Source organism: Chitinophaga sp. 9-1-y, from assembly GCF_059511905.2.
This window is the reverse complement of sequence record NZ_CM197955.1, coordinates 2,804,973-2,818,322: the sequence shown is the minus strand read 5'-3', so window position 1 is coordinate 2,818,322 and position 13,350 is coordinate 2,804,973. Positions and strand designations below refer to the sequence as shown.

Below are 13,350 nucleotides of genomic sequence, written 5' to 3'. Positions count from 1 at the left end.
ATGATTTTATGCTTAGAAAGACAATTGCGCACCCACCATTACTTTTTTGTTCTGCGGATACTGCATCCGATCCAGACCGGTATCCAATACAGAAGCTCTGGAGATTTCAGGATCCAATCCGCTGTATTTGGTAATGGTCAGCAGATTTTGACCAGCGGCATAAAAGCGGATCTTCTGAATTTTGTAGCGGCTCAATAAGCTGGCGGGTAAAGTATACCCCAGTTGGATCGTTTTCAGGCGCACATAGTCTCCTTTTTCGAGGAAGCGGGTAGACTCGCGGGCATTTCTATTGGGATCGCCCAGGATAGCACGCGGCATATCTGTGTGGGTATTTTCCGGTGTCCAGGCATTTAAGGTAGTGGTCAGGAAATTACGGCCGGCATCCATTCCTTCCAGTTCGAAGCGGTTACCATTATAAATTTTATTTCCACTTACGCCCTGTACAAATAAGGTGAAGTCGAAATTTTTATAATTCAGGTTGATATTCAACCCATATTCAAATTTCGGGAAGCCGGAACCCTGGTAGGTTTTATCATTATCATCGATCACGCCGTCACCATTGGTATCCTTGAAGCGTATATCACCTGCTTTGGCAGAAGGTTGCAGCGGATCACCGGCTTTGTTTTTATAATTAGCAGCTTCTGCATCGGTCTGGAAAATACCATCTGCCTCATACAGGTAGAAAGCACCTACTTCCTTGCCTACACGGGTTTGGTTAGCAATATGATCTGAACCAAATTTAAGACCAGTACCATTTAAAGACTGACCATTGTTACCCAGTTCCACTACTTCATTTTTAACACTGCTGACAGTACCGGTAATGTTGTACTGCAGACCATGTACCTGGTTGCTGTAAGTAGCTTCCAGTTCCCATCCACGGTTGTTGAATTTACCGACGTTCAGGGTAGGATTGTTTACACCGGAAGAAGGTGGTACTTCTTTAGTTACCAGCAATCCAATGGTGTGATTATTAAAGTAGTTGAAGGAACCACTCAGGTGATTCTTAATCAGGGCGTAGTCAAAACCAATATTGGCAGAACGGTTGGTTTCCCAATGCTGTTCGCGGCCAATCAGGTCCTGACCAATGATACCAGGCCATGGTGTAGCACCACTACCTTGTACATACCCTCCTGCCCAGGTATTGTCTACATACATGAGGTTCAGGTGACCATAAGGTGTTAATGCCTGTTCTATACCCAGCTCACCATAACTGGCGCGTAATTTCAACATATCCAGCCAGGTAACATTACTCATAAAGGCTTCTTTCTGCAAATTCCAACCCACCGCTACAGACGGGAAGATACCGTAACGCTTGTCGAGGTCAAACTTGGAAGAACCATCTCTTCTGATAGCGAATTGAAACATGTAGCGGTCATCATAAGCATAGTTGATACGGGCCAGCTGAGACAGACGTACATATTTCGTCCTGGTACCACCTGCACCGAAAGTACCGCCCAAAGCACCATCCATGGTTACAAAAGACGGATCTAGGAAACCACCGGGTACTGTTTTCTCTACCAGTACACCATCTTGTATAGTACGTACCACTGTTTTACCATCAGCAGTTACACTGAGGTAGTCATTGCTAATTTCCTGTGCGGTATAACCTACCAGCGCATTCAGGGTGTGCTTACCTTTAGACCAGTCGTAATACAGGAGGTTTTCCATCAGGCGGTCCCGATAGTTAGTGCGCTGATTGAAAAGGTTAGCATAAGGTACGGCGCCGTCATTTGGATTGATACGTACTGCAGGACGGTAGCTGAAACTGAAATCATTTTCATTGATCAGGTTCAGGTTTGTTGTAAACTTCAGTCCTTTCGCCAACGCGAGGGTAAAGCGTCCGTTGGCATTCAGGTATTGGGTAGTTATCGCATTCTGCAAATAGTGATCAGCAGCCATTGGGTTCTGGAACTTCGGCAGATTATCTACCTGCAAAGCGTAACCATATTTTTCTTTACTATCCAATACCGGGAGTAAAGGCGACTGGAAATAAGACTCACGTACAGAAAATCGCTGAACACTGGATTTTGTTTCCGCATAAGCCAGGTTCACTTCCGCTGTCAGGATACCTTTTTTGTATTCATTGCGGGAGCGCAGCGTTTTCTTCTTAAAATCAGATCCGGTGAAAGTACCTTTTTCATTGGTGATATCGCCGCTGAGTGCGTAGGTGATATAATCGCCACCACCGCGGAGGTTGATGTTATAGTTTTCAGCGGTACCCGGGCGGGTTACTTCATCCTGCCAGTTGGTATTTACGCCGGTATTTTTAGTTACATAAGCAGGCAGTGTACGACCAGCATTTTGGTACATCATTTTCAACACTGACTTATACCCTTCTCCATCCAGCAGTTTATATTGACCAGTAGGTTTTACGCCGGCATAGTAGGCCGTAAAATCAACCACGGGTGCACCTTTCTTTCCTTTTTTGGTAGTGATGAGTACCACACCATTAGCTGCAGAAGAACCGTAAATAGATGCCGCAGCACCATCTTTTAACACCTCCATGGAGGCAATATCATTATTGCTTAAGTAAGCAGGGTCGCCGGGAGATCCGTCGATAACAAACAAAGGTTTATGTCCGCCCATGGTACTTAATCCACGGATACGTACATCAGCGGTAGCACCAGGCTGACCGCCCGCATTCACTACTGTTAAACCGGCTACTCGTCCCTGGAGTGCATCTACAGGATTGTTGGTGGACATACTTGAAATGGCCTCACCTTTTACAGAAGAGATGGCGCTGGTTACGTTCCCTTTACGTTGGGTACCATAACCTACTACTACCACCTGGTCTAATATTTTTACGGAAGGATACAGGGTGATGCTCAGGTCTTTTTGGCCGGCTACTTTTACTTCCTGCTCTTCATACCCTATGAAGGTAACTTGCAGGATGGCGTTTTCAGGTACGCCAGTCAGGCTAAAGGAACCATTCTCATTGGTGAGGGTTCCTTTGGCACTGCCTTTAACTTTCACGCTCACACCAGGCATCAGTTCACCAGTGGATGCTTTCACGATACCTTTCAGGTTTTCTTCTTTTTGTTGATCCGCCTGGGAAATGGCGGGTGGAGCGGCTGGCTTTACGAGGATGATGTCCTCCGTTATTTTATATTCCAGGCCGGTAGCGTTACAAATTTCCTTTAGTAAAGCTTCTACCGTACGGACTTTTTTGTCGATGGTAAATTTAGCGGTACGTTCCAGGTCATCCCGGTTGTAAGAAAATTTCAGTGTGGTGTTTTTCTCCAGGTAACGCAATGCGTTGATCACGCTGGTTTGGGAAAAACCTACTTCGACTTTATTCTTTAGTCCTTCGGTAATCTGTACCCATGACAGCAAACACACTGCCACCGCCATACAGAGCACACGTCGGGCTATACCCTTGTAGGTACAAGAGATGCTTTTCTTTCTCATAACATTAGAAAGTTTATTGTTTAGAATGGAATTGCAGCACCGCTGCTATAATCAATGGTTGATAAATAACTCGTCCTTCTGAATAACCGTTTTAAGATTCGTGATGTAACTGATAGAAGCCAATACTTCTGGCAAAGATTTGTTGATGAACTCACCGTTAAAATGAATCGCCGGATAATTGCCCGGTGCTATATGTACTTTAATACCATACCAATATTCCAGTTGTGCAGCCAGCTCTTTCAGCGAAGCATCCCTGAAAAATAATCTGCCCCTGCGCCAGTCTTGTTCGCGGGCTACGTCAAAGTTGCCGGGAATCAGCTGACCATTCTGCGCTTCGAGCGTTTCGCCGGGCAATAATTCTTTGGATGCCTCTGCCGCAGCTACTTTTACTTTCCCGGAAAGCAGGGATACTTTTACACTACTATCGAATAAATAAGCGCGTACTTTAAAAACCGTTCCCAATACCTGTACCCGGGTGTTACCGGCACTCACGGTAAATGGACGCGTATCATCTTTTTGTACATCGCATAATGCTTCTCCCGAAAGTATTAAATGCCGCTCCTGCTGGTTATAATTTTCCGGCACCTGTAATGTGCTGTTCCGGTTTAAAATCACGGTGGTACCATCTGCCAGTACAATCTGCTTACGGGCGCTATCAGCGCGGTAAGTCTTATAGGCGATGGGAGGCGTATCCACCACCGCCTGTTTCTTCCACATCCAGGCAAATGCCAGGCAGCCTGCCAATACAGCCGCCGCCACATAAGGAATGTAATTTCTCCGCCGCACGGTGATCTCCTGATCTGTTTCAATCATGGCCCGCAGCTTGTTGAATTCCGTTTGTTTCTCTTCTGCATTCAGCTTTACCCCTAAACGTAATACCCATTCCCGCGCCTTGTCTGTTTCGGCCTTTTTATGAGGGTTGCGGGCGATCCAGTCAGTCCAGAAAGCCACGTCCTCCTCATTGCTTTGCAGGCAATAACGCACAAAGGAGTCATTCAGCATAAAGTCTTCCGCCATGAAGAATTGCAGGTTCATGTATCGCCCGTTTAAAGTAAAGAGGAGTTGTCGTTTAATTTTTTACCAAAGAAAAATAAATTATTTTTCAAAATACCACATAAGTGTGAGAAAGAGGAAGGACATTATCTTCCGGAGTTGTACAATGGCGGTGTGCAGGGTATTATAAATGGTACGTACAGAAGCAGCGGTTTGCTGGGAGATTTCTTCCATACTCATATTTTCATAAAAGCGTAACCGTATAAATTCTTTTTGCCGCGCGGTTAATTGCGCCAGCACATTCTCCATTTTATGGCGTAGTTGTCCGTCGGATTCCAGGTTGATCAACACCGATTCATACGACTGCTCTTCCGGCTCCTGGAATAATTCTCCTGCATATTTGGCGGAGCGTTTTGATTCTTTCCCCAATAATTTACTGAGACGGCGCTTAAAGCAGATAAAAATATAATTCGGTATATGGTCGGGCATCATCAACTGTTCCCGCTTCTTCCATAACTCCACAAACACATCATTGATGCCTTCTTTCACCATTTGGGTATCTGGCACTACAGAGATGCCATAATGATATAAGCTATCATATAATTCATGATAAATCTTATACAACCCATGTTCGTTATGTTGCTGTAATTCACTCCAGAACACAGACAGTTCTTCCCCGGTAGCAGGAGTGCTACGTTGTACATGAATCTGCCGAATGTTGGTATCGGAATTAGTTAGTGCCACTGGAAGGTTATTGGGGGCCAATTTATTTCATTTCCGGGTGGCAGACTATATAAAAATTATCCCAATGTATACGGATTTTAACCTGTAATTGGTTAAAATCTGAGCAGAAAGCAAAACGCGTAAAGCAAAAAACTATTATAGCAGATGCTCTGAGCGGATTTTGTCTTTGTACAGGATTAAACTGATTAAACTGATTTTTATTTTTAAGATTTTGGAAGATAGATGGGATTAGTGAAGATAGAGGAATAATATACCCACCTGTCTTCGCTTATCTTTTTAATCAAAAAAATATAATCAGTTTAATCAGTTTAATCCTGTACAAAGACAAAATCCGCTCAGGGCGTCCACTAAAATAGCTGTTGCCTTCTGCTCAGGTTTACCCGCTTTTCCTTATATTTAACATGAATAAATGAAACTGCTGCAAGGTCATTAGGTCTTCGATCCCCCAAATAATCCAGATACCCCAACCCCCAAAAGTATTCGAACTTTATGAATCAGCATGATATGGCCCGTGAGGAAATGAATAGCTCATTTTCTGCACCTGGTCCGGCAGTTGCCCCATCCCCAACATTGGAAATACCCAGGATATCTTTACCCTCCGGTGGTGGTGCCTTAAAAGGTATCGATGAAAAATTCCAGGTCAATGCAGCGAATGGAACGGCTACTTATAGTGTTCCGCTCCCCGGCGCAGCGGGCAGAAATGGATTCCAGCCACAGCTGTCGCTCGCCTATAATTCAGGCGCCGGCAACAATCTTTTCGGCATTGGCTGGGATATAGCCCTGCCAGCCATTCAGCGCAGCACCGATAAAAAAATTCCGCGGTACCTGGATACCAACGATACAACCGCCATACAAGCAGAAGACCTTTTTATGTTTACCGGTTTGGAAGAACTGGTGCCACTCATGCATTGGAAGAATAATGAATGGCAGGTGCAGCAGGAAACCGTAGGAGCCTTTACGATCCGCGAATACCGCCCAAGAATAGAGAGCGGGTTTTCAAGAATAGAACGCATTTTTCACGCCAGCAAAGGATATTATTGGCGGGTCACCACGGCCCAAAATATAGTAACCTTTTTTGGCTATAGCCCGGCATGCCGTATCACCCATCCGGACAATGATACCCTGGTTTTTAAATGGCTGCCCGAATGTAGCTTTGATGATAAAGGCTCCGCTATCTGGTATACCTATAAAGCGGAGGATCTCGTCAATATAGCGAATGACCTGCCGGAACGAAACAGGTACAACGGCCGGCAACCCTTTAGCAACAAACATCTCAAAAGCATTCAATACGGCAACAAAACGCCTTATTACCCCAGCGATGTTTATGAAATAACACCGCCCGCAGACTCCGAACATTTTTTTCAGCTGATATTTGATTATGGAGAGCATGATGCGCTACGCCCCCAACCCGATGATACCGGTAAGTGGACAGCACGCAAAGATCCATTTTCCAGTTATCGCGCCGGCTTTGAACTACGTACCTACCGGCTATGCCAGCGGGTACTCCTGTTTCATACTTTTCCGGCGTTAAACAGCGGCATGCCAACACTGGTGAAGTCGCTCGATTTTACTTACACACCAGCCAATGCTCTGAGCGACCAACCCACGTCACTTACTTATCTCACCACTATTACCCAGAAAGGTTATATCTGGCAACAAAACAACTATACCACCCAATCTTTGCCTCCCCTCACATTCGAATATCAATGGCTTCGCTGGAATACGGACGTTAAAGCCGTGCCACCGGAAAGCCTGGTACACGCGCCCACTGGCATTACCGGCAACTATCAATGGGTGGATTTATACAACGAGGGCATTAATGGCATTCTTACAGAGCAGGCTAATAGCTGGTTTTATAAATCCAATAACGGCACAGATGACAACGGTGACCTTTACTTTGAACATGCCCACCCCGTTATACCGAAACCCAGCTTTACCGGGTTCGGAAATGCCACCCTCCAATTGCAGGACCTGGACGCAAACGGGCAAAAGCAAATTGTTGTCAACTCAGCAGCCACACATGGCTATTTCGAATTAGGCGACGACGGCAACTGGCAACCGTTCCGCGCCTTCCTGCAAACACTACACCTGGACCTGCACGATCCTAATATACGCCTGCTCGATATTAACGGAGACGGGAAACCTGATATCCTATTCTCCGACCTGGGCGCTTTCTGGTATTGGGAAAGTGAAGGCAAAACCGGCTATAGCAAAGGTCAACTGGCTCCCAAACCCTACGAAGAAGAGTTGGGCGCCGCCATTCTCTTCTCGGATCCCACGCAACGCATTTTCCTCGCCGATATGTCGGGCGATGGATTAACAGACCTGGTGCGCATCCGCAACGGAGAAATCTGTTACTGGGCCAACATGGGCTACGGCCGCTTTAGCGCCAAAATCACCATGGACAATGCCCCCTTGTTTGACACACCGGAACTATTTAATCCTGCCTGGTTAGTATTAGCGGATATCAGCGGCACCGGCGCCAACGATATTATTTACCTGGGCAAAAATGAATTCAACGCCTATCTGAATCTTTGTGGCAACGCCTGGAGTGAAGCCACCACCATACACCCCTTCTTACCCACCGAACAACCTAACAAAATTACAGTGACCGACTTAACCGGCAACGGAACGGCCTGTATAGTATGGTCGTCTGAATTGCCCGCCTACCGGGATGCTCCCATGCGTTACATTGATTTAATGGGCGGTATCAAACCACATATCATGTGCCGGCATAACAACGGTATGGGAAAAGAAACCACACTGGTTTATAAAAGCTCCACCACTTATTACCTGGCCGACAAAAAAAATGGTACCCCCTGGATTACCAAACTACCATTCCCCGTGCAGGTGGTAGCACAAATTATCGTTTCAGAAGCGGTTACGAATGTCCGGTATACCACCCAGTATACCTATCATCATGGCTATTATGATCATGCAGAACGGGAGTTTCGCGGATTTGGCCGGGTAGAGCAAACCGATGCGGAAGACTTTGATGTATTCAATACGCCGGCAACGGCACAACACCAGGCGCCCGTATTAACCAAAACATGGTTTCACACCGGCGCCTTCCTCAACAGGGAACGCTTGCTCACCCAGTTCACTGATGAATACTGGCAAGTCCTTTTCAATAACAATGGCTATCATACTACCGCTACAGAGCATGCCTTGCCCGACGCTGTATTGATACCCAATCCCCAACTAAGCGGTTTCCCGACAGATCAGCTCAGCGCCGTCACCTGGCGGGAAGCCCTTCGCGCCTGCAAAGGCATGACGCTACGCCAGGAAATATTCGGACTCGACGCGGCACAAAAAATTGCGCAGGAAAAGGCGGCCAAAAATTATGCAGACAATGACCCCGACTTTCTCGCCTTCATTGCAACGGCAGAGGAAACACAACAGATCCCTTATTCCGTGGCTACGCATAACTGCGCCATAGAACTACTACAGATCAACCATCATCATTTATATGCAGCATTCCTGGTAAGAGAAAGTGAATCTATCAACTACCTGTATGAACGCCAGGCAGCCGACCCTCGCATCACCCATACGCTTACACTGGACACCGATGAACGGGGTAACGTACTGGAATCTGTATCTGTGGTATACCACCGGTTACAATCCGAGCCATTACTCCAGGCCAATGCGGCTGATACGCCTGCCACCACACAAGCCAAACTCCAGGGAATAGCGGCGCAGCAAAAACAATGGATCACCTTTACCCGGCAAGACTTCACAAAAGATATACTGGCTGCCGGCAATTATTACCTAAGAAAAAAGTGGCAAACGCAAACCTATGAGTTCACCGGGTTTACGCCCAGCGGTGGTAATACGGCGTACGCTATCAATGATTTCAAAGGAAAGTTCAACAGCATCCCTGAAATTGATTACCAGCAAACGGCAAATAATTTGTCGCCACAAAAACGCCTCACCACCCACACTAAAACCACTTTCTACAACGCCGGCCTTACACAGCCGCTCGCTGATGGCAATATGGCAGCACGCGCCATTCCATATGAAAGCTATCAGCTTACCTATACCCCTTCCCTGCTGCAAGCGCTTTTTGTACCCAGCGCATTTTCACAACCTTTCAGCGTAGGCGCTATTGAATTGCAGCAAAGCGGATTTATGGCGGATGCCGGCAATTGGTGGATACCATCCGGTACTGTGCAATACTGTGTAAGCGGGGAAACGATCAATGATATCCAACAGCGGTTCTTTAGCCCGGTAAGTTATACCGATCCGCTTCAAAGTGTATCTACAGCGTTTTATGATAAAGATTATTTATACCTGCAACGCATGCGCGATGCACACGAAAATGAAACCCGTGTACTGGATTTCAGCTACCGTACCCTTTCTCCTTTACGCATGCTGGATTTCAACCTGAATATTAGCTCCGTTACCTTTGATGAACTGGGCCTGGTAAAGGCAGCGGCCATTGAAGGAAAGGCCGGCAACGATCCACTACAGGGAATAGAAGCGGATAACTTAACCGGCATTACCGACTATACGGGGCTCACAGAACAGGGAAATATTGCCGCCTTCTTTACACTGGCCAATGCGGTAGCCCCTAACATATGCGACTATACGCAATTACTGGTATTGGCCCGGCAGCTACTTCAAAATGCCAGCGTCAGAATCCTTTATGATTTCAGCCGGCAGCCGGGAGTTGCCGCCAGTATTAAACGGGAGCAACATACGGCCGTGAACCCGAACAGTCCATTACAGATTAGTTTTGAATACACCGATGGATTTGGGCAGATAGCCATGAAAAAAGTACCTGCCGAACCGGGACAGGTAGTGCTCCCTGATAACAGCACAGTCGATACAGGCACCCGGCTACGCTGGGTGGGCAACGGGCGCACCGTACGGAATAACAAAGGGAATCCCATCCACCAGTACGAACCGTATTTTTCTACTACCCCCGCTTATGAAAATGATCCGGCCTGGGTGGCCAGAGGCGTATCTCCCACGCTTTACTATGATGCCATTGGCAGAAACATACGCACCACATTGCCCAACGGCACTTTCAATAAAGTAGTGTTCGATGCATGGAAACAATGCTCCTACGATGTAAACGACACCGTAAAAGACAGCGACTGGTATGCCACCCGCATGGCGCTTCCCAATGCGAACGATCCGGAAAAAATAGCTGCCATAAAATCAGCTATCCACTATAACACTCCTTCCTGTGCCATCACAGATACATTAGGCAGAACCATTGTAACTATAGAACATAATCGTTGGGAAGATCAGGCCCAGCTGATACAGGAAGGAAAACATTTCCGGTGGACTGCCATGGATATCACCGGGAATACCCTGTCAGTAACAGATCCCCGTGGCAATACAGTGATGGCCTGGCAATACAATATATCCGGGCAACGCATCCACCAAATCAGTATGGACAGCGGGCAACGCTGGACACTACCGGATGTGATGAATAAACCCGTAAAAATATGGGATGAGCGCTTTCATGAATTATCGTTTGCCTACGATGCCCTGCACCGGCCCATCGGTAAAAGTGTATTGGGAGGCGATAACATCGTTTATACGCCAACGTTATTTGAACAGGTGATCTATGGCGACAGTCCGGGTATGCCACTCCCTGCCCGCCAGGCAGAACAGGCACTAAATCGCATCGGGCAACCTAAATATTTATATGACAACGCCGGCAAAGTGATCTCCGGCATCTTTGATTTTAAAGGTAATCTGCTGGAAAGTACGCGGATCTTTGCACAGGATTATAAAAATATTCCCAACTGGAATGTCCCCCAGCCGGATAACCTGCTGCACAATACACCAGAGGATACCTTCACCACTTATACCGCGTACGATGCCCTCAACCGCATGATCAGCCAGACTACCCCTGATAGCAAAATCACCACCCCGGCATTCAATGCGGCGGGACTACTGACTACCGTTATACTCACTGAAAATGGCCAGGACACCTGGTTTGTAAAAAATATCACCTATAATGAAAAAGGGCAACGCATCAGTATCCGATATGGTAATGATGTTTTAACGAAGTACCAGTACGATCCCCTCACGTTTCGCCTGCGCCATATTATCAGCAGTAATGGTGCTCCAACGCCCCTGCAAAATCTGCACTATGTATATGATCCTACTGGTAATGTTTTACAGGTAGATGATCCCGCGTTGCCGGATATTTTCTTCAAAAATATCCAGGTAACTGCTACCAACGAATATACCTACGATGCCCTGTACCGGCTCATTTACGCCAGCGGCAGAGAGGCAGATACCCTGGTACCGTTTGGTAATAAGGACAACTGGAATGACGCGCCCCTCATTAACCCCCATGCGGAGAGTAGTAACAATGCGCTGCGTAATTACAGTCAGCGCTACCAATATGATGTAGCTGGCAATATTCAACAAATGCTCCACAGCGCCGGCGCCGGGTCCTGGACAAGAAATTATGATTATGAAGATCATAATAACCGCCTTAAAAATACATCTATCGGCCTGCAAACATGGGTATACCCACACCATGCACAACACGGGTTTATGACCAGCATGCCGCACCTGCCCCTCATGCAGTGGAACTTCAAAGAAGAAATACAGGCTACGTCTCAACAGGTCGTCAACAACGGTACCCCCGAAACCACCTACTATGTGTATGACAGCACCGGCCAAAGAATCCGGAAGATCACAGAATATGCTGCTACTAACGGCAACATGCCTGTGAAAAAAGAAGAACGCCTGTACCTGGGTAGCTACGAAATATACCAGCATAACAACGGACTTACAAGGGAAACCGTTCACCTGATGGATGACAAAACCCGGATCGCCATGGTAGATACCGAAACAGCGCCCGCCATGGTAGTAGGTGGCAGCCTGCAGCAAGCACCTGCCGGACGTACCACCCGGTATCAGCTGGATAATCACCTCGACAGCGTTTCACTGGAGCTCGATGAACAGGCACGTATCATCAACTACGAGGAATATCATCCTTTCGGCACCACCGCCTACCAGGCTAATAACAGCGCTATAACAGTAGCGGCTAAACGCTACCGGTACACCAGCCGGGAACGGGATGAAGAAACAGGACTGGAGTATCATACCGCCCGGTATTACATCCCCTGGCTGGGGCGATGGTGTAATACAGATCCTATTGGTACCGGCGCAGGTTTGAATGTATACCGGTATGCCCGCAACAATGCCGTTACCCGTTCGGATATTAATGGCCGCGCCGATATCGCCATTCACCAATACCTCACTACCCTCATTGCCTCGCAATATGTAGGTGACGAAGAAGCCATTGATATTGGCCGCGCTTCCAATGTGGCCGACCGGGTAAACAGGCTGGATGCCACCGAAAACAGTTTTTCTACCAACTACAACAAAGAGGTAAACGTGGAAAAACATGCTTTATATAATGGCACCAGGGAAGAAAAAGTCAACCACTTTTATAACCGGTTCAAAAACACAGACTACCCCAGCCTGGAAGATGCAGGGGAAGATTTATTACACCCCATCCAGGATGCACACTATCACTCCTCGGAATTCCTGTTGGGCGACAGACTGGGGCACCTCATGTTCCCGGAAGCTGATCTCGCCGTACGCGGTAAAAGTTTTGAAGACTTTATGGCGGTGGTAAGAGACAATGAAAAAGCCATGGAGCTTATGCAGGACAAAGGCGTCATATCCAGAGGACAATCCAAAAGAGCCAGGCTGACGGAGAAAGAATGGCGGAATGTTTATGATGGGCTAAAACAGGTGGAAAGTAAATATGACGACACCTTCTTCCTCATTAATGTCGGTGGTATATTCCCTATTCTCGGTATGATGGGCGGCACCATCGGCTCCATACTGGGAGCCATTATTGGAGCGATCGTAGGCGCTATTGTTGCCTTATTTATGTCGATGTTTACCAAAGTGCCCTGGAAGCTCTATGACAACGGTATCTCCGGCCCTAAAATATTAGGAGATGCCATCTCCATAGGACAAACGCTTGGTGGTGCATTAGGCGGATTACCGGGACTGTTGTCCAGCTTACTCAAATCCAAAACGCCGCTCATGAAAACAGTCAATTCGGAAGAAGCACAATTTATGAAGGGCGTGCTAAAGGACAGAGGCATCAAGGTAGAAGGACCGGACGCATCCAAACCCGTTGAAAACTTTTGCTCAGATGTACCCAGTCAACTCTACTACGTGTGTGAGTAATCTTTATAAAAAACAAACACTAAA

At 47.0% G+C, this 13,350-nt stretch carries 4 protein-coding genes; 1 reads left to right on the top strand and 3 read right to left on the bottom strand.

All coding sequences use genetic code 11. From position 1 onward, the window contains the following. Nucleotides 1–12 precede the first annotated feature (12 nt). From AC5ZC7_RS11050 to AC5ZC7_RS11040, 3 genes are read right to left on the bottom strand one after another with little or no spacing between them, the layout of a single operon-like run. Nucleotides 13–3,408, bottom strand: a complete 3,396-nt coding sequence (locus AC5ZC7_RS11050; RefSeq protein WP_496159234.1) for a SusC/RagA family TonB-linked outer membrane protein — start codon at nt 3,406–3,408, stop codon at nt 13–15. A 51-nt stretch (nt 3,409–3,459) separates the two neighbouring features. Next, nucleotides 3,460–4,443: a FecR domain-containing protein gene (locus tag AC5ZC7_RS11045; protein ID WP_496159235.1), complete on the bottom strand. Its 984-nt coding sequence runs from the start codon at nt 4,441–4,443 to the stop codon at nt 3,460–3,462. A gap of 60 nt (nt 4,444–4,503) precedes the next feature. Further along, the gene (locus tag AC5ZC7_RS11040) at nt 4,504–5,145 is read right to left on the bottom strand and encodes a sigma-70 family RNA polymerase sigma factor (RefSeq protein WP_496159236.1); all 642 of its coding nucleotides are present in this window, start codon (nt 5,143–5,145) and stop codon (nt 4,504–4,506) included. Between the two features lie 489 nt (nt 5,146–5,634). Here AC5ZC7_RS11040 and AC5ZC7_RS11035 point away from each other — a divergent pair, with 489 nt between their 5' ends. Beyond that, nucleotides 5,635–13,326 (top strand): SpvB/TcaC N-terminal domain-containing protein, encoded by a 7,692-nt coding sequence (locus AC5ZC7_RS11035; RefSeq protein WP_496159237.1) that lies wholly within the window; start codon nt 5,635–5,637, stop codon nt 13,324–13,326. Nucleotides 13,327–13,350 lie beyond the last annotated feature (24 nt).